This window comes from Allobosea sp. RIT-PG3_2 (assembly GCF_057321085.1).
Map to the genome: position 1 here is coordinate 889,662 of NZ_JBXWCA010000001.1, position 24,489 is coordinate 914,150.

A 24,489-nucleotide genomic window follows, 5' to 3' on the forward strand; every position below is an offset into this window, starting at 1 on the left:
GACCCCGTGTTCATGGATTCCGGACTCTTCGCTGACGCGAAGCCCCGGAATGACGCCGTGGTTCCGTCAACACTCCTGAGCTCTAGCGAACGCCGAGCCTCGTCACATCAGGACGATCAGCGAGCGGGGCGACAGCGTGATCTCCTGATCGGCCTTCACCCTCTTGCGGCCTTCGTCCGAGTTCGGGCCGGTCTCTGTATCCAGCACCACTGCCCAGGAGCCCGGCTTCACCCGCGCCGGGATCTTGAACACGACCTCGCCGTCGAAGGCGTTGAACAGGATCAGCGCCTCGTCGCCACTGGCCTCGACATCGGGCCTATGCATCAGCAGACCGATCGCGAGCACGCCCGGGTCATCCCAGTGCTCCTCCTGCTGGTCGCCGCCGGCCGGATTGACCCAGCGCAGCACGCAACCGTCGCGGAAGGATGCCCGGCGGAAGATCGGATGCTCCGTCCGCAGCGCGATCACGCGCTTCACGAAGTTGGCAAGCGCCTCGTCGCGAGCGGTGATCTCGTCCCAGCGCATCCAGGCCGTATCATTGTCCTGAGCGTAGACGTTGTTGTTGCCGCGGTTGGAATGGCCGTGCTCGTCGCCGGAGAGCAGCATCGGCGTGCCGTGGGAGAGGAGCAGCGTCGCCAGCAGATTGCGCTTTTGCCGCTCGCGCACGGCAATGATGCCCTCGTCTTCTGTCGGCCCTTCGGTGCCATAGTTGAAGGACAGATTGTGGCCGTGGCCGTCCTTGTTGTCCTCGCCGTTCGCCTCGTTGTGCTTGTCGTTGTAGGAAACGAGATCGTTGAGCGTGAAGCCGTCATGCGCGGTCAGGAAGTTGACCCCGGCCCAGGGCCTGCGGCCGCGCTGGTCGTAGATGTCGCCGGAGCCGGTGATCCGCGCGGCCAAGTCGCGGATGATGCCTTCCTCGCCCTTCCAATAAGCCCGCACGGTATCGCGGTACTTGTCGTTCCATTCGGCCCAGCCGGGCGGGAAGCTGCCGACCTGATAGCCGCCGGGGCCGATATCCCAGGGCTCGCCGACCAGCTTGACCTTGCGCAGCACCGGGTCCTGCCCGATCGCGTCGAAGAAGCCGCCGCGCGGGTCGAAGCCATGCGGCTCGCGGCCGAGGATCGTGCCGAGATCGAAGCGGAAACCGTCGACTTCCATGACCTCGACCCAGTAGCGCAGCGAATCCATCACCATCTGCAGTACACGCGGATGGGATGTGTTGACCGTGTTCCCGGTGCCGGTGTCGTTGATGTAGAAGCGCGGCTCCTTCGGCATCGTCCGATAGTAGGAAAAGTTGTCGATGCCCTTGAAAGAGAGCGTCGGTCCGAGTTCGTTGCCTTCTGCGGTGTGGTTGTAGACCACGTCCAGCACGACCTCGAGCCCGGCATCGTGGAACTTGCGGACCATGTCGCGGAATGAGGACAGGCCGGCCCGGCCGAGATAGCGCGCCATCGGCGCGAAGAAGCCGATGCTATTGTAGCCCCAATAGTTCGACAGGCCCTTGGCGACGAGGTGATGGTCGTCGAGATAGGCATGCACCGGCAGAAGCTCGACCGTGGTGACGCCGAGTGCCTTGATATAGTCGATCACCGCCTTCTCGCCGAGGCCGTCGAAGGTGCCGCGCTTGTCCTCCGGCACCGCCGGGTGCAGCTGGGTGAAGCCGCGTACATGCGCCTCGTAGAAGATCGTCCGGTCCCATTCGACCGCCGGCGCTGCGGGGCGCTTCGCATCGGCCTTCCAGTCCACGACCACGCATTTCGGCGTGAACGGGGCGCTGTCCAACTCGCTGAAGCTGAGGTCCCGGTCCTTTCCAGCCCCGATCTCGTAGCCGTAATGCGCATCGTTCCAGTCGAGGGCGCCCGAGAACTCCCTGGCATAGGGATCGAGCAGCAGCTTGTTGGGGTTGAACCGGTGCCCCTCCTCTGGCGCGAAGCGGCCATGGACGCGATAGCCATAGCGCTGACCCGGGCCGACGCCGGGCAAGTTACCGTGAAAGACCTCGTCGGTGTATTCCGGCAAGGTGATGCGTGCCGTCTCGGTCTTGCCGCTCTCGTCGAAAAGGCAGAGCTCGACCCGTTCGGCATGGGCCGAGAACAGCGCGAAGTTGGTGCCCTCCCCGTCGGGGGTCGCCCCGAGTTCGCTGATATGCCCAGGCTTGATCTCGCTCGGATCGATGGAAGTCCGCGCCATGCCGCTCTCGCCTCATCCTTTGAGGCGGGAACGGGCAACGGCATCGCGCCACGACCCTGTCATCTCCGCCCGTCATGCTGGTCGTGAAGGCTGCAACGTCGCGCATGCCGCGCGGTTCCGGCGGAACGGTCCCGATCTTGCATAATGATTTTGCAACGCAACATGGAACTATGATGACTCCGCTGGGTTTCTCGATGGGCGACGTGCCGAGGACGTGACGATGGCCGATGTGCTGAAGCAGGCTGAGACCGAGACCGTCTCGTCCACGTCAGGCCACGCCCTCACCTATGCCCCGGCCGTCAGGCATGAACCCGCCGAAGCGCCTTCGCCCATAGCGGCTGCGACCAAACTCCTCTTCGTCACCTCCGAAATGGGGGATTTCATCAAGGCCGGCGGGCTCGGCGAGGTCTCCACGGCGCTGCCGCGTCAACTGCGCGCATTTTGCGACGTCCGCGTTCTGATCCCCGGGTTCCGCCAGGTGCGGGCCGCCAGGCCGGCCATGGACATCGTGCGGACGATGCCACGCACGGCGAGCCTGCCGCCCTGGTCGCTCGGGCGCTTCGCCACCCCGGACGGCCTCACGATCTATGCCGTGCTCTGCGATGAACTCTATGATCGCGAAGGATCGCCCTACGGGCCTTTCGGCGGCGGGGATTTCGGCGACAACGACGTCCGTTTCGGCCGGCTGTCGCTCGCGGCCGCGGAAATCGCCGCCGGTGAAGCCGATCCGAACTGGAAGCCGGACATCATCCACGTCAACGACTGGCCGTCCGCGCTCGCGGCCGGGTATCTGCGCTGGAAGGGATTGGCTACCCCGTCGATCCTGACGATCCACAACCTCGCCTATCAGGGCCTCTACCAGCCGCAGCGCATGGCTGCGCTCGGCATCCCCGACCTCGCCTTCCACGTCAACGGCGCCGAATTCCACGGCAAGATCTCGTTCTTGAAGAGCGGCATCTTCTACGGCTCCCACGTCACCACGGTCAGCGAAACCTACGCCCAGGAAATCACCACGCCGGAACATGGCTGCGGCCTCGAAGGGCTCCTGAAGACGCGCATGGACGAGGGCCGCCTCACCGGCATCGTCAACGGCATCGACGATAGCTGGAACGCGCTGATCGAAGGCGGCAAGACCAGCGAGCAGATCATCCGGCAGTGGAAGCGGCGCAATGCCGCCGAAATCCGCAAGGTCTTCGAACTGCCCGACTCGCGCGGCCCGCTGTTCTCCATCGTCTCGCGCCTCGTCCATCAGAAGGGCATCGACCTGTCGCTGGAAGCGGCGGAGACTATCGTCAGGCAAGGCGGCCAGCTCGTCGTCACCGGACGTGGCGAGCCGCGCATCGAGGAGGCGGTCGAGAAGCTGGCGCGGCAGTACCCCCGCTCGGTCGCCGCTCGCATCGGCTTCGACGATGGCGAGGCCCGCCGCCTCTTCGCGGCGAGCGATTTCCTGCTGATGCCCTCGCGCTTCGAACCCTGCGGTCTGAGCCAGATGTACGCGCAGCGCTCCGGCGCCCTGCCGATCGCCTATCGTACCGGCGGGCTCGTCGATACGATCGAGGACGGTCTTTCGGGCTTCCTGTTCTCGTCGCTGACCGGGGCGGGGCTTACCGGCGCCGTCACGCGCGCCCTCGAAGCCTATCGCTCGAAGCGCGACTTCCGGCAGATGCGCGAGCACGCGATGGCCAAGCGCTTCGACTGGCGCCGCCCGACCTTCCGCTATGCCGATGTCTACGCTCGGGCCCTGGCTGCTTGAACAGCGTGGCACGCGGCTTCTGGACGCAAAAAAAGCCGCTCCATAGAGAGCGGCTGTTGGCGGCCCGGAGAGTTCGACCGGTCGAGCCGGCGACCTCAGGCTTTCTTCGTCGATGCGGCTTTGCCGGGCGCGGCTTTCGTCGCAGCGGCCTTGAGGGGCGCCTGCGCCTTCGGCTTGCCATCGGCGTCAGGCGTGACCTTGCCCTTCACAGGCGCTTTCGCTTTGGGGGCTTTGTCGACGCTCGCGGCGACGCGCTGCTCGGCCTGACGCCAATGCTCGGTATCGCGCCCCTCCGGCTTGCCCTCCGCCTCCCAGATCGCATAGGCGGTATCGCGGACGATCTGCTCCCGGCTCATCGACAATCTCCTTGCCTCAAGGCTAAAATCCGGTTGAACAACCGCAGCCACAGCGCCCGGTTCCGGGCAGGATCTGACGAAATATGCGGCATCTTGAAGCCGGAACGCAAAGCATCTCTGCTGCGTTGCATCATGAATGATTCCCCGGCTGCGGTGGAGTCCCTCTCGCGCCGCGACAAGGGCGACTGATGCGCCAGACTTTGCCTCCCCTGCCCAGCTTGTCCTTGCATGAGGTCGATCTCCTCGAGCAGGCGCGGCATCCCGACCCCTTCGCCGTGCTCGGCCGACACGCCTTCGAGGGTGGCCATTTCGTGCGGGCCTTCCTGCCGGGCACCAACTATGTTGAGCTCGTCACCGGAGAGGGCGACGATCGCAAATCCGTTGCCATGATCGGCCTGGGCAACAGCATATTCCAGGCCATCGCGCCGGCTGACGAGCCCTATCGGCTCCGGATTTCCTGGCCGGACGGCATCGTCGAGGCCGCCGATCCCTACGCCTTCGGCCTGCTGCTCTCGGAGGAGGACATCTACCTCTTCGCCGAGGGACGGCATTTCGATCTGTCGACCCGGCTCGGCGCCAATCCGCGCAGCTTCGACGGCGTCGACGGCGTCCTCTTCGCCGTCTGGGCGCCGAACGCCTCTCATGTCTCGGTCGTCGGCGACTTCAACGGCTGGGATGCCCGCCGTCATGCGATGCGCCGCCGCCTCGGCCCCGGCATCTGGGAACTGTTCATCCCCGGCATCGGCCCCGGCGCTGTCTACAAATATGCGATCACCGGCTCCCATGGCGAACAATTGCCCTGGAAGGCCGATCCGCTCGGCCGGCGGCACGAGCTTCCGCCGCGCACCGGCTCGATCGTCGCAACGGCTCCCGCATTCACCTGGACAGACGCCGGATGGCTGAAGCATCGCGAAAACGCCACTCCGATGAACGAGCCGCTTGCGGCCTATGAGGTCCATGTCGGCTCATGGCTGCGGACGGAATGGGGCCAGCTCGGCAGCTGGGAGGAGGCGACGGACAGGCTGATCCCCTATCTGCAGTATATGGGCTTCACCCATGTCGAATTGCTGCCGATCACGGAGCACCCGTTCGGAGGCTCCTGGGGCTACCAGCCGCTCGGGCTGTTCGCGCCGACCGCCCGGCTCGGCTCTCCGGAGGATTTCGCCCGCTTCGTCGATCGCTGCCACGCCGCCGGCATCGGGGTGATCCTCGATTGGGTGCCGGCGCATTTTCCATCGGACGATCACGGCATTGCCCGTTTCGACGGCACCGCGCTCTATGAGCACGAGGACCCGCGACAGGGCTTCCACCGCGACTGGAACACGCTGATCTACAATGTCGGCCGGCGCGAGGTGCGCGGCTTCCTGATCGCCTCGGCGCTGTGGTGGCTGGAGACCTTCCATCTCGATGGCCTGCGCGTCGATGCCGTCGCGTCCATGCTCTATCGCGACTACAGCCGCCTGCCCGGCGAATGGGTGCCCAACCATCTCGGCGGACGCGAGAATTTCGAGGCGATCTCGTTCTTCCAGGAGCTCAACACGCTGGTGGGCGCCCGCAGCCGCGGCGCCATCACCATCGCCGAGGAATCGACGGCATGGCCCGGCGTGACCTCTCCCGTCCACCATGGCGGGCTCGGGTTCCACTTCAAATGGAACATGGGCTGGATGCACGACACCCTGCGCTATTTCGCGCGTGATCCGATCCATCGCGGCTTTCACGGCGACGACGTCACCTTCGGGCTAATCTACGCCTTCTCCGAGAACTTCGTGCTGCCGATCTCCCATGACGAGGTCGTCCACGGCAAAGGATCGCTGCTCGGCCGCATGCCCGGCGACGATTGGCAGCGCTTCGCGAATTTGCGCCTGTGCCTCGCGCTGATGTGGACGCATCCGGGCAAGAAGCTGCTCTTCATGGGGTGCGAGTTCGGCCAGGAAGACGAGTGGAACGTCGATGCGCCCTTCCCCTGGCCCTCCGATGACGACGTCCGGCGTCGCGGCGCGATGCAGCTGATGCGCGATCTCAATGCGCTCTATCGCGCGACCCCGGCGCTCTATCGCCTGGACCACAGCCCCGATGGCTTCGACTGGGTCATCGCGGACGACAACGTCAACGCCATCTTCGCCTTCGCGCGATCTGCCGGGGACGATCGGCCGCCCCTGCTCGTCGTCGCGAACATGACGCCGGTCCCGCGCCACGATTATCGCGTCGGCGTCCCCGCTTCAGGCCTTTGGGCGGAACGGCTCAACAGCGACGCGGCCGCCTATGGCGGCTCGGACCTGGGCAATGGCGGGCAGGTTGTGGCTGAGCCCGTGGCCGCGCATGGGCAGACGCAATCATTGTCATTGACCCTGCCGCCGCTGTCTCTGGTCGTGCTGGAACATGCCGGCCCGGCGCGCAAGATCTGAGCTTCGGAGCGAGCGATGACCGACGACATCCTGCGCCAGCTCGCCATGCGCGCCGGCATCGCGCCCGAATGGACCGACCAGACCGGCACGCTGCGCCAGGTCTCGCCGGACAGCCTGCGCGCCATCCTGCTGGCGCTTGGTCTGCCCACGGCTGGCGACGAGGCCCTGCGCAACTCGCTCGCTGCCATCGAAGCCAACCCGCTCTCGGGTTCGGCGAATTTCGTGACCGCCCGTGTCGGCCGACCGGTCGACCTGCCGGTGGCAGGCGAAGCCGGCATGACTGTCGAGACGGTTCGGGAGGACGGAACGCGCCGCACCGTCACGGCCGACAGATCGGGAGATCGCCTGTCCCTGCCCGCCTTCGACGAGCCGGGCTACCACAGCATCCAGCTCGACAGCGGGACCATCACAGTTGCGGTCGCCCCGGCGCGCTGCATCACCTTCCCGGATCTGTCGGGCGGGCGCGCCGGCTGGGGGCTGGCCGCCCAGATCTATTCCCTGCGCAGCGACAATGACGGCGGCATCGGCAATTTCGCCGGGGTTGCCGCGCTCGGGCGCGCCGCCGCCGCCCAGGGCGCCGACACCTTGGCGATCAGCCCCGTCCACGCGCTCTACGGCGCCCTGCCCGCCCAGTTCAGCCCTTACTCCCCTTCGACACGGCTCTTCTACAACCCTCTTCATGCCGATCCCGTCGCGGCGCTGCCGGACGGCCTGATCCGCGATGTCATCGCGCGCCAAGGACTCGCGGAGGAGATGGAGCGGCTCTCCGGCCTCGGCCAGATCGACTGGCTTGCCGCGACCCCACTGAAACAGCGCTTCCTGCGGGGGCTGTTCGATGGGTTGCTCGGCGCTGACAGCGGCAGCGAGGCCGGCGTGGCCTTTCAGCGCTTTGCCGACGAGGCCTCCCCCTTGCTGCGCTCTCACGCGATCTTCGAGGTGCTGCACGCAGCTGAGCTGGCGCGCGACCCGACATTGCGGAGCTGGCGCGATTGGCTCCCGGGCTATCGCGACCCCGACGGTGCCGAGGTCGGTGCGTTCGCCGGGGCCCATGCGAGCGATGTGAACTACCAGATCTTCCTGCAATGGCTCACGAGCTGCTCCTACGCGGGAGCCCAGCGCGCGTGCCGGGATGCCGGCATGACGGTCGGCCTCATCGCCGATCTGGCCATCGGCATGGACGGGTCCGGCAGCCATGCCTGGAGCCGTCAGGACGAGATCCTGCACGGGCTCAGCATCGGCGCGCCGCCCGACTACTACGCCGCCGACGGCCAGAACTGGGCCTTGACCACCTTCTCCCCGCGCGGCCTCGCGGCAAGCGGCTACGCGCCTTTCATCGAAACCCTGCGCGCGAGCCTGCGCCATGTCGGCGGCATCCGCATCGACCACGTCATGGGCATGAGCCGCCTCTGGCTCATCCCCGAGGGTGCGGGCGCACTCGACGGCGCCTATGTCAGCTTTCCCTCGGAAACGCTGTTCCGGCTGATCGCGCTCGAATCCTGGCGGCACCGTGCCATCGTCATCGGGGAGGATCTGGGCACCCTGCCCTACGGCTTCCGCGACTATCTGCGCGAGCAGGGCGTCGCCGGCCTGCGCGTATTGCGCTTCGAGCGCACCGAGCATGGCTATGTCCGGCCCTGGGACTGGGATCCGCAGGCGGTCGCTTTGACGAGCACGCATGATCTCGTGCCGACTGCAGGTTGGTGGGCAGGCTCGGATATCGATCCGGCCGATGGCGCCGAACCGGAAAATGCCCGTGCATGGGAGCGCGGTGTGCTTTGGGGTGCCTTTCAGGATGCCGGACTGGCCGAGGGCGAGCGCCCTGCTCCCGATGACACCGCTCCGGTGGTGGACGCGGCGATCCGTTATATCGCCGCGACACCCTGCACGCTGAAGATCGTGCCGATAGAGGATGCGCTCGGCCTGCGCGTGCAGCCCAACGTCCCCGGCACGACGATCGAGAAGCCCAATTGGCGCCACCGGCTGGATGGCGATGCCGGGAATCTGCTCGACGACGAAGGCGTGCGCCGCAGGCTCGCCCTGCTCGGCCCTGCCCAATCCGCTTGAGGCGGAAAACGGAGGCCAGCTATCCGGGCGCTCAGCGTTGCGCCTGTGACGCTGGTAGCTGATCGATAGCGTTGCGCAGCGCGACCCTATCCAGCCCGTTTTGAGGCACGCCGCTCAGCGCGCTGCGGTCCGCACGCCGCGTTCGTAGAGAGCCTGATCGAACAGGCCGTCGAGCGCCGGGGCCTGGGGGAAGTCGCCGAGTTCCACCTGATAGGCGAGCAGCTCCTCGGTTGCCCCGCGAATCCTGCCGGGGTCGTTGACGAAGCTCACTGCCGGCGAGGTCAGGGCTCGCGCGATCGTGCCCTCCTCGACCAGGCCGCCGCCGAGAACGGCGAGCACGAGCGGCGCCGCCTTGGCCGGCTCGCTGCGAATCTGCTCGGTCGCTCGATGGAAGAGGCCGACGAAACGCTCGGCCAGATCGGGCCGGTTCTTGAGGAGGTCGCCCGATGCCGCGACGACGACACCTGGAATGTTCGGGAACATGTCCGGCGAATTGACGATGCGCTTGATGCGCGGGTCCCGCTCGGAAACAAGCGTGACCGAAGGCTCGAGCAGCGTGCCGCCATCGATGGCGCCCGTCAGCATGGCCTGTTGCACCACCTCGATGCCCATATTGGCGATCTCGACGTCGGATCGCTCGACCTTGCCGACTTTCCAGAGCCAATGGTGAAGGGCGACCGTCGGCACGCCGCCGGGCGGCAGTGTGCCCAACTTGGCCTTGCGGCCCGTCGCAGCCTTGAAGGCGGCAAAGGCCTTGGCCGGGTCGTTGCCATTTTCGGCGAAGGCCTTGGCCAGGGTGGGACCCGCCATGAAGGCGGCACCGCCGACGGCAGCGGCAGTGATGATCGCGGTGTCGAGTCCGCGGGCGCGGGCGACGGCCACCGGAGCGACGCCGATGACCAGGATGTCGATCGTCCCGGAGGCGAAGGCCTGGATGGCGTTCGGGCCGGAGTCGAACTTGCTGAGCTTGAGGTCGAGGCCGGCATCTCGTGCCGATCCGTCTCCTGCGACGACGAACAGGGCGCTCGCTCCGATGACCGGCACATAGCCGATGCGCAGCGTCGTGCTTTGAGCGAAGCCCTGACCGATCCCGGCCACGGTACCGGCCGCCAGAGCCAGCAGAGTTCTGCGGTCGATCATATCAAGCTCCGTTCGGCCGCATGACAGACGCGGCCGAGCGGCGTTATGGCACTGCTCGGATAGAAAATACCTTCGAATTTCTGCTTGGAGAGAGATTGAAGCCTGCGTTCTGCAGTCGTGCAATGGGCAATCCATCTTTGACGATCATAATCGGTTTCGCCGGGTCGCCGAAGGCAATCAGGCCCCGGTCGATCCGCCGTTCCTTCTCGCCAGCAACCCGACAATTCCGGCAGCGCAGAATGTGATGAGATGTTCGAGCAATAGCTCGGTGTTCTCGCCTGGGGGGGCATCCCGGCGCTCCTGGTCGAGCCGCGCGGCACGGTCGCCGGAGGCCATCGTCATGACCAGCGCTCCAACCATGAAAAGATAGGCATCGACGCGGCAAGCGGGGGATGAACCCGGGTAGAGCCGCGCAAATGCCGCCAGGAAATCGCTGGCCGTGGGGTCGAAATGCTCGGCCAATACGCCGCGCGCGGCCTCGCGCGGATCGACCGCCTCGCGGGCCGTCAGCTGCGCGAACGCCGCCCCTTGAACGCCTTCCGCGAAACGCTGGCGCACCGAAGGGCCGATGAAGGCTTCGACCACCGCACGAATATCGGGCGCGGGCACGGCCATCGCCACGCCGAGCGCCGTGCCGCGTGCCAGGGCCAGCGCATCGGCCCGGCGGGCGAAGACGGCCCGATACAGCGCCTCTTTCGAGCCGAAATAATAGCTGAGCTGCGAGAGCCGGACGTCAGCCGCGGCCGCGAGATCCCGCATAGAAGCGCCATCGGCGCCGCCACGTTCCGCGAATGTCCGCTCTGCAGCGTCGAGAATGCGCTCGCGCGTCGACGCCCCTGACATCGAATCCCTTTCCTTCGCAACGCCGCCGCGCTGCGCGATTTCCTCTTACCAGAAAGCGCATCTTACGCTATTGGTCGGACGTTCGTCCAAATTATGCCGAGAAGAGCACATCGGGACGGGAAGGAAACCAGCATGATGCCGACCGGGCGCCTCGTCGATCTCTCGATCCCGCTCGAAAACGATGTCCCCGCCGATCCGCCTTTCCAGAAGGTCAGGATCGACTACCGCACCCATGAGGGCACCGCGAAAGACATCGCTGCGGCTTTTCCCGGCCTGAAGCCCGAGCAACTGCCGGACGGAATGGGCTGGGCCGTCGAGCTTGCGACGATCTCGACGCATAACGGCACCCATGTCGACGCGCCCTGGCATTATCACCCGACGCAGGATGGCGGCGCCCCTGCCCTGAAGATCGACGAATGCCCGCTGGAGTGGTTCCTGCAGCCGGGCGTGAAGCTCGATTTCCGCCATCTTCCGGATGGTCACGTCGTCACCCCCGCCGAGATCGACGCCGAGCTGGAGCGGATCGGCCATCGCCTCAGCCCGCTCGAAATCGTGGTGGTCAACACCCGCGCCGGAAGCCGCTACGGACAGGCCGATTATATCGACTCCGGCTGCGGCTTCGGCCGAGAGGCCACGCTGCATCTCGTCCGCCAAGGGATCAAGGTCGTCGGCACCGATGGCTGGAGCTGGGATGCCCCGTTCAGCCATACCGCCCGGCGTTTCGCCGAGACAGGCGACGCCTCGCTGATCTGGGAGGGCCACAAGGCCGGGCGCGAGGCCGGCTACTGCCAGATCGAGAAGCTGCATAATCTCGAAGCGCTGCCGGCAACCGGCTTCATGGTCAGTTGCCTGCCGGTGAAGGTCCGCAACGGGTCCGCCGGCTGGACACGCGCCGTCGCCATCCTGCCCGCCTGAAACGAAAAGCAAGGGAGACGCCCATGAGCAAGGTCATCATCACCTGCGCCGTCACCGGCGGCATCCATACGCCGACCATGTCCGAGCATCTGCCGATCACGCCCGACCAGATCGCGGAACAGGCCATCGCCGCCGCCGAAGCCGGCGCGGCCATCCTGCATCTGCACGCCCGCGACCCCAAGGACGGCCGCCCGACGCCGGACCCCGCCGTGTTCATGGAGTTTCTGCCGCGCATCAAGCAGGCGACGGACGCGGTGGTGAACATCACCACCGGCGGCGGCCTGACCATGACGGTGGATGAGCGCCTCGCGGCGCCGCTCAAGGCCGCGCCCGAGATGTGCTCGCTCAACATGGGCTCGATGAATTTCGCGCTGCACCCGCTGGCGGAGAAGTACAGCGACTGGAAACACCCCTGGGAACAGCCCTATCTCGCCGGCACCAAGGACTTCATCTTCCGCAACACCTTCGGCGATATCGAGCGCATCTACAAATTGCTCGGCGAGGGGCACGGCACCAAGTTCGAGCACGAGTGCTACGATGTCGGCCACCTCTACAATCTCGCGCATTGCCTCGATCGCGGCTGGTTCAAGCCCCCGGTCTTCCTGCAGTTGATCTTCGGCATTTTGGGCGGCATCGGTGCCGACCCTGAGAATCTGATGTTCATGAAGCGCACTGCCGACAAGCTGTTCGGCAAGGACTATCACTGGTCTGTTCTTGCGGCTGGCCGTCATCAGATGGCGTTCTGCACGCAGGCCGCGATGATGGGCGGCAATGTCCGCGTCGGCCTGGAGGACAGCCTGTTCATCGGCAGGGGCAAGCTCGCCACCTCCAATGCCGAGCAGGTCGCCAAGATCCGCCGCATCGTCGAAGAACTCGGCTACGAGATCGCCACCCCGGAGGAGGCCCGCGCCACGCTCGGCCTCAAGGGCGGCGACCGAGTGAATTTCTGAGGCCACCGATGTCGCGCAGCCCCAATCCGCTCGATGGCTTCACGGTCGATCCTGCGGTGATCCGCTATGTCGGCGAAGGCCTGCAACGGCCAGAATGCATCCTCGCGGAGCGCGACGGCTCGCTATGGAGCGCCGATGCGCGCGGTGGCGTCGTGCATATCCGGCCCGACGGCACGCAGCGCCTGATTACCCAGACGGCCAGCCGCCGCTTCACCGACGCGGCTGACGAGGAAGCGCGCTTCGTTTCCGGTACGCTGCCGAACGGCCTCGCCTTCGCGGGCAATGGCGACATCCTCATCTCCAATTTCGGCACCGACCGTCTGGAATTGATGACGCGCGGCGGCGAGACTCGCGTGCTGGTCGACACCATCGACGGGCAGCCCATCGGCAAGGTAAATTTCGTGCTGCGCGACAGCCGCGACCGCATCTGGATGACGATCTCGACGCGGACACAGAACTGGATGCGGGCGATGAGCCCGACGATCCGCGACGGCTATGTCGCCCTTTATGATGGCGGACGCCTGCGGATCGTCGCCGACGGCTTCGCCTTCACCAACGAGATCAGGCTCGATGCCCGCGAGGAATGGCTCTATGTCGCCGAGACCTGCGCCTGCCGGGTGACGCGGCTGCGCGTCCAGCCCGATGGCAGGCTGACCGACCGCGAGATATTCGGTCCCGGCAATCACGGCGCCTTCATCGACGGCATCGCCTTCGATGCCCACGGCAATCTCTGGGGCACCCATGTGATGGTCGACCGGGTCTTCGCGATCACGCCCGATGGCGATCTGCGCATCCTGCTCGACGACGACCGCGGCAGCGACGCCGGCAAGGCGCTGATGGCCGCCTTTGCCCGCGACGAAGTCACCTCCGAGCTGATGCTCGCCTGCGGAGGCACGATCGCACCCTGGTTCGCCAGCATCACCTTCGGCGGCCCCGATCTCGCCACGGCCTATGTCGGCAGCCTGCGGGCCTCGCGCATTCCATATTTCCGCTCACCCGTCGCCGGGCTGCCCATGGCGCATTGGTAGTCGCCGCGACATCACGCACCGCATTGCAATCAAAAAAGGACCTGGGAGGGACCATGAAACGCTTCATCGCAGCATTGGCCGGCGTATCCGCGCTGTGCCTCGCCGTCGCGGCCCGCGCCGAGATTTCGGGAGGCTCCGTCAAGATCGGCGTGCTCACCGACATGTCGGGCGTCTACTCGGACATCACCGGCAAGGGCTCCATCGTCGCGACGCAGATGGCCGTCGATGACTGCATGAAGGCCGAATGCGCCGGCATGAAGATCGAGGTTGTCTCGGCCGACCATCAGAACAAGCCCGATATCGGTTCGACCATCGCACGCGAATGGATCGACCGGCAGGGTGTCGACGTCCTCGCCGACATGTCGAACGCCTCGCTGCAGCTCGCGATTCCGCCGCTGCTCAAGGACAAGAACCGGGTCGGCCTGTTCCCCGGCGGCACGGCGCGCCTCACCGGCGATGCCTGCCAGCCCGACCATATCGTGCAGTGGATGTGGGACACCTACGTCCAGGTCGCCGGTGTCGCGAACTACCTGACCAAGCCCGGCACCAAATGGTTCCTCGTCACGGCCGATTATGCGCTCGGCCACCAGCTCGAGGCCGACGCGAAGACTCTGGTGACGGCCAAGGGCGGCACCTATGTCGGGTCGATCCGGCATGCCTTTCCCGCGGTGGATCTCTCGTCGCAGTTGCTGACCGCGCAGGGCTCGGGCGCGGACTTCATCGCGCTCGCCAACGCAGGGGGCGACACGGTCGCCGGCATCAAGACCGCGCGCGATTTCGGCATCGGGCAGGACAAGCAGAAGCTCGTCGCCTTCTTTCTCACCGCGATGGACGTCAAGAGCGTCGGCCTCGCCTCGGCGCAGGGCACCGTGCTGACCGAAGGCTTCTATTGGAACCTCGACGAGCGCACCCGCGCCTTCTCCGAGCGCTTCAAGGCCGCGCATGGCGCCGTGCCGTCGGCGATCCAGGCCGGCATCTATTCGTCGGTCCGGCACTATCTGAAGGCTGTCGCCGCCGCGAAGTCCGACGAGGCGAAGACCGTGATCGCCAAGATGCGCGAGCTGCCGATCGAGGACGACGTCGTGCGCAACGCGAAGCTGCGCGCGGACGGCCGCATGGTCCATGACTTCTACGTCTTCCGCGCCAAGCAGCCCTCGGAGTCGAAAAGCGAGTGGGATCTCTACGATGTCCTCGCGACGATTCCGGGCGACCAGGCGTTCCGGCCGCTGAGCGAAAGCGCCTGTCCTGCTCTCAAGCGCTAAGTCGAAAAACAAGGTGTATCATTGAGTTACAGCCGAATTCGATCAGATTGATTCAACCTGATCGGATCCGGCTTCAGAACGACCGGCCGGCGTCGCCTTACCGCCGGCCGTCACGGCGTTCTGCAGTTGGGGTTCCGGCGGAGGGCGGCTGCCGGGCGTTGCGAGCCGCGACTTCGCCCGCCGCATCAGATCGAGAAGATAGAGTGCCGCCGGCGTCAGCGGCAGATCGGCCCGGCGCACGACGACGAGCGCTGGCGCGGTCAGCTCCTCCACGATCTTGATCGTGGTCAGGGCTTGCCCCGTCATTTCGAAATCCTGCCACTGGCTCGGCACCATCGCGAGCAGGTCGCTATTGGCGAGGCATGTCAGCAAGGTCAGCGCGGACTGGCTACGCACGGCCAGATGCGGCGCCGGCAGCTCGTGGCCGGCAAAGAACGCGTTGATCTCGGCGCTGTCGTCCGCCGTGATCGACGTCGTGACCCAGTCCTGTCCGACGAGTTCGCGCAACGATGTCGCGCGCGCAAGCGGATGCCCTGCCCGGCAGAGCACGACGCGGCGGTTCTGGAAGAGCACTTCGAGGCTGAGTTCAGGCACGGCCTGCGCCCCGCCCTCCGGGCCGATGTAGAAATCGACCGAGCCGTCCCGCAGTCGCGTTTCGAGGGTGGGATAGAAGCCCTCGATGATATGCAGCTTGATGTTCGGGTAGCGCGCCCGGAAGGGCCGCAGGCTCGACGGCAGCAGCGCGAGATGCGCAGCGATCGAAAGGCCGACCGTCACGGTGCCCGTGCCGGCTCCGCGCAGCTGCTCCATCTCCTCGCGCGTGCGGCGAATCTCCGACAGGATCGAGCGAGCACGGGCGATGAAGGCCTGGCCGAAGGGCGTGCAGACGACGCCGCGGGCGCGCCGCTCAAACAATGGCGCCCCCAATTCACGCTCGAGCATGGCGAGGCTGCGCGTCAGCGCGGGCTGCGCGATCCGCAAATGGCGGGAGGCCGCCCTGACACTGCCACGCTCGGCGATCGCGACGACTTCCTCGAAGTGATGAAGCTTCATGATCCGGCCTCGCGCCCAGCGCACCGGAGCGATATCAAAATGCTATCGCTCCGGCATTCTTGTCATCTATTCAGGTATATGCTCGTCCGCTAGCTCTGTTCCACCGAAAACGCAGGCGCCGCGCCCTCCCGGGAAGAATGGCGCCGCAGGAGGAACGCATGGACATCATCAAGCCCGCCTTCCATCACGTCACGTTCAAGACCAGCCGCCTCGCGGAGATGGTCGCCTGGTACGGCCGGGTGGTCGGCTCCACGCCGAATTTCCAGGACGCGAACAATGCCTGGACCACGAATGACGCTGCCAATCACCGCGTCGCCTTCCTGTCAGCGCCCGGTCTCGGCGACGATCCCGACAAGCGCAGCCACAACGGCATGCACCACAGCGCGTTCGAATATGAGAGCTTCGCCGACCTGATGTCGTCCTATGCCCGGCTGCGGGACGAGGGCATCCTGCCGGCCTTCTGCCTCGACCACGGCATGACGATCTCGATCTACTATCGCGATCCCGAGGGCAATTTCGTCGAGCTGCAATGCGACAGCTATGGCGACTGGGCGCAATCCAGCGAATGGATGCGGACGTCGCCGGATTTCAGGGAAAACCCGATCGGGACCTTCTTCGACCCCGAGCGCGTCTACCAGGCTCATAAAGGCGGGGCCGGCTTCGAAGCGCTGCATACGGGCATGCGCAAGGGGGACTACGAACCGGCTGGCGCGCCGCCCGATCTCGGCCTGCCGATCTGACGGCCGGGCGGAGGTTGGTCAGCGATGACAGCCCGACTGAACCCTGAGGATCGCGCGGCGATCGAGGATCTGATCCAGCGCCATGCCTGGCTGATCGACCATGGCGAGTCGGATTGCATAGGCGAGCTCTTCACCACGGATGCCACGCTCTATGGCGTCGGCCCCGACAAGGTCGGGCGCTCGGCCATCGCCGCCTGGGGTGCGGAGCGCGCGGCCATGCGCGAGAGGCGCTCGCGGCACGTCCAGAGCAACATCCTGATCGAGCCCGTTTCGCTCGACACCGCGCGAGGCTTCGTCGTGCTGACGCTCTATCGCCATGACGGCGCCGGGCCGGGCTCGGCCACGCCCTTCCTGATCTGCGAATACGCCGACCGCTACCGCAAGGAGCCGGATGGGGAATGGCGCTTCGCGGAGCGGCGCCTGTCCGTGCTGTTCGGCCAAGCCTGACATCGATCGGAGCCGGCTGGATAGCTGGCACCTGAGCTCAATCCGAAGGAGTGCCTTCAATGCGTCTCGCCACCATCTCCCGCAACGGCAAGGCCCGGCTGGCGGCCTATCGCGGCCAGGATCTCGTCGATCTCTCGGCGGTCGGCACCGGCCTGCCGGAAAGCATGCTCGCCTTCATCGAGGGCGGGCCTGCGGCACGGGGGGCCGTCGCCGCCGCGCTCGACAAGGCCCCGGCCTCTGCAGTGGTTGACCCGGAGCGGGCGACCTTCCTGCCGGTATTGCCGCGTCCCGGCAAGATCATCTGCGTCGGCCTGAACTATGCCGATCATTCGGCGGAGAGCGGTTTCAAGCAGCCGGACTATCCGACGCTCTTCGGCCGCTTCTCGACGACGCTGATCGGTCATCGGGCGCCGATGATCCGGCCCAATCTCTCGGACCAGCTCGACTATGAGGGCGAGATCGCGGCGGTGATCGGCCGGCACGGTAAGCATGTGCCGAAGGCCGCCGCACTCGATCTCGTCGCCGGCTACGCCGTGTTCAACGAGGGCTCGGTGCGCGAGTACCAGTTCAAGTCGCCGCAATGGACGGTCGGCAAGAATTTCGACGGCACCGGCGCCTTCGGCCCGGCGCTGGTCACTGCGGACGAACTGCCTCCGGGCGCGAAGGGGCTGAAGCTCGAGACCCGCCTCAACGGCCAGACCGTCCAAAGCGCCTCGACCGACACCATGGTGTTCGATGTCGCGAGCCTGATCGCGATCATCAGCGAGGCGATCACCCTGGAACCGGGCGATGTCATCGTCACCGGCACGCCGGCCGGTGTCGGCGGCGCGCGCAAGCCGCCGCTCTTCATGAAGCCCGGCGATGTCTGCGAAGTCGAGGTCGAGGGCATCGGCCTGCTGATCAATCCCATTGCTCAGGAAGCAGCCGCACAGACCGCCGCGTGACCGGGCGGGCATCGTTGAGCAGGACGGAAGGGGACATGCGGTGAAGGATAGCGGCAACGAGATCGACGTGCTGATCGCCGGCGCCGGCCCGGTGGGGCTAGCCGCCGCCATCGAACTCGGCAGCCGCGGCGTGCGCTGCCTCGTGGTCGAGCGCAACGACCGGGTCGGCTACGCGCCGCGCGCAAAGACGACGAATGTCCGCACGCGCGAGCATCTGCGCCGCTGGGGCATCGCCGACAGGCTGCGCGAGGTCTCGCCGATCCCGCGCGACTATCCCTCCAACGTCGTCTTCGCCACGCGGATGACCGGGCCCAGGCTCGCGCGCTTCGAGAACGCGCTGAACGGCAGCCCGGCGCGCAACGACCTCTATTCGGAATCCGCCCAGTGGGTGCCGCAATATGTGCTGGAGGAGGTGCTGCGCGAACATGCGGCCTCGCTGCCGGGCGTGAGCATCAGCTTCAGCACCGAACTCGCCTCCTTCAAGCAGGATGGCGGCGGCGTCACCAGCGAACTCAAGGACCTTTCGACGGGCAAGGTCGAGCAGGTCAGGAGCGCCTACCTCATCGGCGCCGACGGCGCGCGCAGCCTGGTGCGTGACGCCATCGGCGCGACGATGACCGGCGACAGGGCTTATTCGCGCAACTACAACATCATCTTCCGCGCGCCCGACCTCGCCAGCCGCCATGCGCATGGCGAGGCGATCATGTACTGGATGATCAACGAGGAGCTGCCCTCGCTGCTCGGGCCGATGGATGGGCAGGGGCTGTGGTTCTTCATGGTCACCAAGCTCGCCAACGACATCGATCCCGCGAGCGTCGACCCCGTCGCCCTGATCCGCCAGGGCACCGGCCTGCACGACCTCGAGATCGAGATCGTCGGCAAGGACCCCTGGGTCGCACACAAGCTGGTTGCCGATCATTACGAGCAGGGGCGCGTCTTCCTTGCTGGCGACGCCTGCCATCTCCACCCGCCCTTCGGCGGCTTCGGCATGAATATGGGCATCGGCGATGCGGTCGATCTCGGGTGGAAGCTCGCCGCCGCGCTCCAGGGCTGGGGCGGGCCGGAACTGCTGGCGAGCTACGAGGCGGAGCGGCGCCAGGTGCATGAGCGCACCATCGCGGAAGCGGTGATCAATTACGGCGTGCTCGGCAATCAGCTCGTCCGGCCGGGGCTGGAAGATCCCGGGCCGCTCGGCGAGGCGACGCGCCGCGAGGTCGGCGAGATCATCGAGGCGACCAAGCTGCGCGAATTCAGGACGCTCGGCATCGTGCTGGGCTCGCGTTACGCGGATTCGCCGGTCATCGTGCCGGATGGCAGCGAGCCGCCGCCGGAGCATTTCATGCTCTATGTGCCCTCGGCCCATCCCGGCTGCCTCGCGCCGCATCTGTGGCTGAACGACGGCTCGTCGCTCTACGACCATTTCGGCTCCGGCTTCACGCTGCTCGTCACGGCGGGCGAGACGCAGCAGGCGGCAGGCTTCGCAGCAGTGGCCGAGCGCCTCGGAATACCGCTGACGGTTCTCGCTCCGGGGGACCGGCGCTTGCCTGCGCGTTACGCTGCGCGGTTCGCGCTGATCCGGCCGGACCAGCACGTCGCCTGGCGCGGCGACGCCCTGCCGGCAGATGCGGCGGAACTGCTCGCACGCGTCACCGGGGCCATCGAAAAGGGAGCGGTCGCACCGGTATCTGCCACGGCCGCATAGAAGACCAACGACAAAACAATCGGGGAGGAAACGATGATACGAGGAATGGCGGGCGCCTTGGTGGGCGCCCTGTTCGGCCTGTCTCTCTCAGCGGCAGGTGCGCTCGCGCAGACCATCGAGCTCAAGGTCTCGCATTACCTGCCTCCCAACCACCAGCTTCACAAGAAGCTCGAAGAGTGGGGCGACGATCTTGCCAAGCGCTCGGGCGGGCGGCTCAAGCTGACGATCTTCCCCGCCGCGCAGATGGGGCCGATGCCGCGGCAATACGATCTCGCCCGCACCGGCGTCGCCGATATCGCCTTCTTCCTGCACGGCGCGCTGCCGGGGCGCTTCCCGCTGACGGAGCTGACCCAGATCCCCTACATCTTCAATCGCGGTGAAGGCGCCGCCTCCAAGGCGATCAGCACTGCCGAAGCCTCCGCGATCGTGACCGGGATGGCCGCCGATCTCGCCGCCGAGCATGAAGGCACGAAGCTGCTCTATTTCATCGCGACGCCGACGGTGAGCCTGTTCTTCAACCGCGGCGCGGTGCGCGACCCTGCCGCGATGCGCGGCCTGCGCATCAGGCACAACGGGCCGATCGCGTCCGCGATGATCGAGGCCTGGGGCGGCAGCCCGGCGGCCGTCACGCCGGCAGAGCTTTCAGACGCACTGGCCAAGGGCACCATCACCGGCATGCTGTTCAACTACGAGGCGGCAAAGTCCTTCCAGATGGCCGAGAGCATGAAATCGGTGACGCCGGTAAAGGCGTCCGCCGGCACCTTCGCGCTGGTCATGAATGCCGAGCGCTACAAATCCCTCCCGGAAGACCTGCGCAAGATCATCGACGAGACCACGGGACCCGAGGCCGCGCGCAAGATCGGCGCGCTCTACGACGCGGCCGAGGATGACGGCGAGAAGTATCTGCGCGCCGCCAATGTCGAGATCGTCGATCTGACACCCGCCGAACGGGCCGCCTTCGAGGAGAAGACCAAGCCCATCGCCGCCGCCTTCCTGCCCAAGGCCGAGGCGAAGAACCCCAAGGCGCGCGACTTCTACGAGCGGCTGCGGGCAGCCGTGGGCAGGGCGCAATGACCGGCGGCGGCGCAGGACATCGCTTCGATCCGGCGCGTCTTCTGACAGCTTGCGGAGCGATCGCGCTGGCCGTGATGCTGCTCTGGACGATGCTCGACATCGGCGGGCGGCTCGCCTTCAACCATCCGATCCACGGCACGCTCGATCTCGTCGAGGTCACGCTGGTTCTCGTCGCCTTCCTCGCGCTGCCGGATTGCTTCCGCCGGGACGAGCAGATCAAGGTCGACATCTTCGACGCGGCGGCGGGGCCGCGTGGGCTCGCGATGCTGATCCTGATCGGCGAGATCGCGACGCTTGCCTTCCTCGGGCTGCTGGCCGCCACGCTCCTGCAGCCGCTCATGGACGCCTATCGCTTCGGCGACCAGAAGCCCGATCTTCCGGTGCCGATCTGGACGCTCCTGTTGACGATCGAAGTCGCCCTCATCGTTTCCATGATCGTCGTCCTGGGCCGCGTCATCACGCAGGTCAGGATGTTTCCGCGGGGCGAGAACAAGCCGAAAGCGGCCGCACTGCATCGCCAGGAGGAGGCCACGCCATGAGCACGACCACCATTGGCCTCCTCGGCATGGCGACGCTCGTCGGCATGATCCTGGCCCGCATTCCGGTCGCCGTGGCGCTCGGCCTCGTCGGCTTCGTCGGCTATGCCGCCATCGACGGCTTCGCCAAGGCCAGGCTCGTCTTCGGCGCGGTGCCGCTCGAATTATCTTCCGCTTATTCGCTCTCGGTGCTGCCGTTGTTCACGCTGATGGGGGCGCTCGCGACGATGGCCGGCCTATCCGGCGATCTGTTCCGCGCGAGCAACGGCATCTTCGCCGGCATCCGCGGCTCGCTCGCCATGGCGGCGGTCGGCGCCTCGGCGGCCTTCGGCGCCGTCTGCGGCTCGTCGCTGGCGACGGCGGCGACGATGAGCCGGATCTCGATTCCGCAGATGCTGAAGGCCGGATATTCGCCGGCGCTGGCGGCGGGTGTGGTCGCCGCCGGCGGCACGCTCGGCATCCTGATCCCGCCTTCGCTGATCCTGATGATCTACGGCATCATCGCCCAGCTCTCGATCATCAAGCTGTTTGCGGCAGCGCTGATCCCGGGTCTTCTGCTCACCGCCCTCTACCTCGCGACCGTGGCGCTCTGGGTCTGGCTGCGACCCGAAGCGGCGCCGAAGCTGCCGGCGGAGAGCCGGGCCCAGACCTTCCGCCTGGTGCTGTCGATCTGGGATGTCGCGCTGCTTTTCGCAGTCACTTTCGGCGGCATCTATCTCGGCTGGTTCAGCCCGACCGAGGCGGCCGCGGTCGGCGCCTTCGGCGCCCTCCTGCTGGGGCTCCTGCGCGGCGGCTTCAAGCGCGGAGACGTCGCCACCGCCTTCACCGAGACGACGCGGATCACCGCCAATCTCGTCCTGATCGTGCTGGGATCGACGATCTTCTCCTATTTCGTCGTGCAGACCGGCATGGCCCAGTCCGTGGTCAGGAGCATCGATGCGGTCGGCCTGCCGCCGCTTGCGGTGATGCTGCTGCTCGTCGCCTTCTACGTCTTCCTCGGCTGCTTCCTCGAAGGGATCGGCATGGTGCTGGTGACGGTGCCGGTGCTGCTGCCGCTCGTGCTGTCGACGGGCTACGATCCGATCTGGTTCGGCGTGCTCCTGGTGATCGTCGTCGAGATCGGGCTGATCCATCCGCCGGTCGGCATGAACCTCTTCGTCATCCGTACCCAGGCGCCCGAGATCAGCCTGGGCGCGATGTATCGCGGGGTGCTGCCCTTCCTGGTCGCGCCCTTCGTGCTGATCGCCATGCTGCTCGCCTGGCCGGACCTCGCGCTATGGCTGCCGCGCCATCTTGGAGGCATGTGAAGGCGGCGCGCGGTCGGCCCGTCAGGCCTTTGGAAGCTGGCGGGGCCGTCCGATCGAAGTTCAGGCCGCTTCGCGAATGAAGCGGCTGAGGAAGAGGCGGGTCCGCGGATGCTGTGGATTGGCCAGCACCTCTTCCGGGCGCCCCTGCTCCACCACGAGCCCGCCATCCATGAACACGACGCGATCGGCCGCCTCCCGTGCGAAGCCGATCTCATGGGTGACGACGATCATCGTCAGCCCCTGCACGGCCAGATCGCGCATCGTCGCCAGCACCTCGCCGACCAGCTCGGGATCGAGCGCCGAAGTAGGCTCGTCGAACAGCATCAGCCTCGGGCGGATGGCGAGCGCACGAGCGATGGCGACGCGCTGCTGCTGGCCGCCGGAGAGCTGGCGCGGATAGGCATTGGCCTTCTCGGTCAGCCCGATGCGGCCCAGCAGTTCCATCGCGTAGTCGGTCGCGGCCTTGCGGCCGTGCCCGTGCACGCCGACCGGCGCCTCGACGATGTTCTCCAGCGCCGTCATGTGCGGATAGAGGTTGAACTGCTGGAAGACCATGCCGATCTGGCGGCGCTGCGCCGCGATCGCCCGGTTCGACAGCTTGATCAGCCGCTCGCCGGCGAGCCGGTAGCCGATCTGCTCGCCTGCGACCATGATCGAGCCGCGATCGATCGCTTCGAGATGGTTGATGCAGCGCAGGAAGGTCGACTTGCCCGAGCCTGAAGGCCCGAGGATCACGACGACCTCCCCGGACGCGACATCGAGATCGATGCCCTTCAGCACCTCGTTGGAGCCGAAGGATTTGTGGACGTTGCGGGCGCTGACCAGCGGCACGGCTCCGGCGTCGGTTGCGTTGCGGATCATGGGGTGGGCTCCGCGATGACGACGGGCGCCGCCTGGGTCGAGCCGCGCTCGCCGCGGGCGTAGTAGCGCTCGATAAAGCCTTGCCCGACGTTCAGGACCGAGGTGATGGCGAGATACCAGATCACCGCGACCATCAGCATCGGGATGACCTCGAAGGTGCGGTTGTAGACCGCCTGCACCGAGTAAAGCAGGTCGGCCATGGCGATGACGCTGACCAGCGAGGTCGCCTTGATCATGCTGATGAGCTGGTTGCCGGTTGGCGGCACGATCGAGCGCATCGCCTGGGGAATGATGACCCGGCGCAGTGCCCGCGAGCGCGTCATGCCGAAGGCGTCGGTCGCCTCGACCTGCCCCTTGTCGACCGAAAGCAGCCCGCCCCGGATGATCTCGGCCATATAGGCCGCCTCGTTCAGCGAGAGGCCGGCGATGGCCGCCGTCATCGGCGTGATCAGGTCGTTGGTGTGCCAGCTGACCAGCGTCGGGCCGAAGGGGATGGAGATCGAGATTTCGGGAAAGAGCGTCGAGAGATTGTACCAGAAGATGAGCTGCACCAGCAGCGGCGTGCCGCGGAAGAACCAGATGTAGAGGCCGGCGAGGCCGCTCAGCAGCCGGTCGTCCGAGAGCCGGGCGACCGCGAGCAGCAAACCTATGGCGACGCCGATCACCATCGCGACGACCGTCAGCCCGAGCGTGACGTAGAGCCCGCGCAGGATCGACTCGGCGGTGAACCACTGCGCCACGACCGGCCAGCCGAAGTTCGGGTTCCAGGCGACGATCCAGGCGAAGTTGGCCGCGACGGCGAGCACGAACGCCCAGATCAGCCAGCGCCCCCATTCGACCGGGCGGTGGGCGGTGGCGACGTCGCGCAACGTCGCCTGCCGATCGCCCGCCATGTCAGCTGCGGTGCTCATCGTTCGGC

Annotated in this window: 21 protein-coding genes; 14 read left to right on the top strand and 7 right to left on the bottom strand. The window is 66.5% G+C overall.

Annotated features, from left to right (window positions below; all coding sequences use genetic code 11):
- Nucleotides 1-102 precede the first annotated feature (102 nt).
- A complete protein-coding gene (gene glgX, locus AC2FAN_RS04010) occupies nucleotides 103-2,190 on the bottom strand; it encodes a glycogen debranching protein GlgX (protein WP_485172790.1) in 2,088 nt (695 codons plus the stop codon).
- 220 nt (nucleotides 2,191-2,410) lie between these two features.
- Here glgX and glgA point away from each other — a divergent pair, with 220 nt between their 5' ends.
- Nucleotides 2,411-3,943, top strand: a complete 1,533-nt coding sequence (gene glgA / locus AC2FAN_RS04015; protein ID WP_485172791.1) for a glycogen synthase GlgA — start codon at nucleotides 2,411-2,413, stop codon at nucleotides 3,941-3,943.
- Between the two features lie 95 nt (nucleotides 3,944-4,038).
- Here the strand turns inward: glgA and AC2FAN_RS04020 are convergent, their stop codons facing one another.
- Nucleotides 4,039-4,299: a DUF2934 domain-containing protein gene (locus AC2FAN_RS04020; RefSeq protein WP_485172792.1), complete on the bottom strand. Its 261-nt coding sequence runs from the start codon at nucleotides 4,297-4,299 to the stop codon at nucleotides 4,039-4,041.
- A gap of 188 nt (nucleotides 4,300-4,487) precedes the next feature.
- Here AC2FAN_RS04020 and glgB point away from each other — a divergent pair, with 188 nt between their 5' ends.
- A complete protein-coding gene (glgB, locus tag AC2FAN_RS04025; protein ID WP_485172793.1) occupies nucleotides 4,488-6,704 on the top strand; it encodes a 1,4-alpha-glucan branching protein GlgB in 2,217 nt (738 codons plus the stop codon).
- Nucleotides 6,705-6,719: 15 nt separating this feature from the next.
- Entirely contained in the window at nucleotides 6,720-8,768 is a 2,049-nt protein-coding gene (gene malQ / locus AC2FAN_RS04030; protein WP_265052696.1) for a 4-alpha-glucanotransferase, read from the top strand.
- A gap of 114 nt (nucleotides 8,769-8,882) precedes the next feature.
- On the opposite strand, the gene AC2FAN_RS04035 is transcribed toward malQ, so the two are convergent.
- Entirely contained in the window at nucleotides 8,883-9,908 is a 1,026-nt protein-coding gene (locus AC2FAN_RS04035) for an ABC transporter substrate-binding protein (RefSeq protein ID WP_476806824.1), read from the bottom strand.
- A gap of 177 nt (nucleotides 9,909-10,085) precedes the next feature.
- Nucleotides 10,086-10,751, bottom strand: coding sequence for a TetR/AcrR family transcriptional regulator (locus AC2FAN_RS04040; RefSeq protein ID WP_485172794.1), 666 nt, complete (start codon nucleotides 10,749-10,751; stop codon nucleotides 10,086-10,088).
- Between the two features lie 132 nt (nucleotides 10,752-10,883).
- Between AC2FAN_RS04040 and AC2FAN_RS04045 the strand changes: the two genes are divergently transcribed.
- Genes AC2FAN_RS04045 through AC2FAN_RS04060 form a run of 4 tightly spaced genes read left to right on the top strand, consistent with a single transcriptional unit; the run spans nucleotide 10,884 to nucleotide 14,906 of the window.
- A complete protein-coding gene (locus AC2FAN_RS04045) occupies nucleotides 10,884-11,666 on the top strand; it encodes a cyclase family protein (RefSeq protein ID WP_485172795.1) in 783 nt (260 codons plus the stop codon).
- 23 nt (nucleotides 11,667-11,689) lie between these two features.
- Nucleotides 11,690-12,616, top strand: coding sequence for a 3,5-dioxohexanoate:acetyl-CoA acetone transferase (kce, locus tag AC2FAN_RS04050; RefSeq protein WP_485172796.1), 927 nt, complete (start codon nucleotides 11,690-11,692; stop codon nucleotides 12,614-12,616).
- A gap of 8 nt (nucleotides 12,617-12,624) precedes the next feature.
- Nucleotides 12,625-13,644, top strand: a complete 1,020-nt coding sequence (locus tag AC2FAN_RS04055) for an SMP-30/gluconolactonase/LRE family protein (protein WP_485172797.1) — start codon at nucleotides 12,625-12,627, stop codon at nucleotides 13,642-13,644.
- Nucleotides 13,645-13,697: 53 nt separating this feature from the next.
- Nucleotides 13,698-14,906: an ABC transporter substrate-binding protein gene (locus tag AC2FAN_RS04060; protein WP_485172798.1), complete on the top strand. Its 1,209-nt coding sequence runs from the start codon at nucleotides 13,698-13,700 to the stop codon at nucleotides 14,904-14,906.
- Nucleotides 14,907-14,948: 42 nt separating this feature from the next.
- On the opposite strand, the gene AC2FAN_RS04065 is transcribed toward AC2FAN_RS04060, so the two are convergent.
- Nucleotides 14,949-15,959 carry a LysR substrate-binding domain-containing protein gene (locus AC2FAN_RS04065; protein ID WP_485172799.1) on the bottom strand — a complete coding sequence of 337 codons (1,011 nt, stop codon included), beginning with the start codon at nucleotides 15,957-15,959 and terminating at the stop codon, nucleotides 14,949-14,951.
- A gap of 158 nt (nucleotides 15,960-16,117) precedes the next feature.
- On the opposite strand from AC2FAN_RS04065, the gene AC2FAN_RS04070 reads away from it, so the two are divergent.
- From AC2FAN_RS04070 to AC2FAN_RS04100, 7 genes are read left to right on the top strand one after another with little or no spacing between them, the layout of a single operon-like run.
- Nucleotides 16,118-16,699 carry a VOC family protein gene (locus AC2FAN_RS04070; protein WP_265052688.1) on the top strand — a complete coding sequence of 194 codons (582 nt, stop codon included), beginning with the start codon at nucleotides 16,118-16,120 and terminating at the stop codon, nucleotides 16,697-16,699.
- Nucleotides 16,700-16,723: 24 nt separating this feature from the next.
- The gene (locus AC2FAN_RS04075) at nucleotides 16,724-17,146 is read left to right on the top strand and encodes a nuclear transport factor 2 family protein (protein WP_485172800.1); all 423 of its coding nucleotides are present in this window, start codon (nucleotides 16,724-16,726) and stop codon (nucleotides 17,144-17,146) included.
- A 59-nt stretch (nucleotides 17,147-17,205) separates the two neighbouring features.
- Nucleotides 17,206-18,090, top strand: coding sequence for a fumarylacetoacetate hydrolase family protein (locus AC2FAN_RS04080; RefSeq protein ID WP_485172801.1), 885 nt, complete (start codon nucleotides 17,206-17,208; stop codon nucleotides 18,088-18,090).
- A gap of 40 nt (nucleotides 18,091-18,130) precedes the next feature.
- The gene (locus AC2FAN_RS04085; protein ID WP_485172802.1) at nucleotides 18,131-19,792 is read left to right on the top strand and encodes an FAD-dependent monooxygenase; all 1,662 of its coding nucleotides are present in this window, start codon (nucleotides 18,131-18,133) and stop codon (nucleotides 19,790-19,792) included.
- A gap of 45 nt (nucleotides 19,793-19,837) precedes the next feature.
- On the top strand, nucleotides 19,838-20,866 hold the full coding sequence (locus AC2FAN_RS04090) for a TRAP transporter substrate-binding protein (RefSeq protein WP_485172803.1): 1,029 nt from the start codon (nucleotides 19,838-19,840) through the stop codon (nucleotides 20,864-20,866).
- Nucleotides 20,863-21,405 (top strand): TRAP transporter small permease, encoded by a 543-nt coding sequence (locus tag AC2FAN_RS04095; RefSeq protein ID WP_265052683.1) that lies wholly within the window; start codon nucleotides 20,863-20,865, stop codon nucleotides 21,403-21,405. Before AC2FAN_RS04090 ends, AC2FAN_RS04095 begins: the two co-directional genes overlap by 4 nt.
- Nucleotides 21,402-22,709: a TRAP transporter large permease gene (locus AC2FAN_RS04100; RefSeq protein ID WP_476806831.1), complete on the top strand. Its 1,308-nt coding sequence runs from the start codon at nucleotides 21,402-21,404 to the stop codon at nucleotides 22,707-22,709. Before AC2FAN_RS04095 ends, AC2FAN_RS04100 begins: the two co-directional genes overlap by 4 nt.
- A gap of 60 nt (nucleotides 22,710-22,769) precedes the next feature.
- Here AC2FAN_RS04100 and AC2FAN_RS04105 read toward each other — a convergent pair whose 3' ends face one another.
- Together AC2FAN_RS04105 and AC2FAN_RS04110 are read right to left on the bottom strand one after the other, a co-directional pair.
- Nucleotides 22,770-23,570, bottom strand: a complete 801-nt coding sequence (locus tag AC2FAN_RS04105) for an amino acid ABC transporter ATP-binding protein (protein WP_485172804.1) — start codon at nucleotides 23,568-23,570, stop codon at nucleotides 22,770-22,772.
- Nucleotides 23,567-24,481, bottom strand: a complete 915-nt coding sequence (locus tag AC2FAN_RS04110; protein WP_485172805.1) for an amino acid ABC transporter permease — start codon at nucleotides 24,479-24,481, stop codon at nucleotides 23,567-23,569. Before AC2FAN_RS04110 ends, AC2FAN_RS04105 begins: the two co-directional genes overlap by 4 nt.
- Between the last annotated feature and the right edge of the window lie 8 nt (nucleotides 24,482-24,489).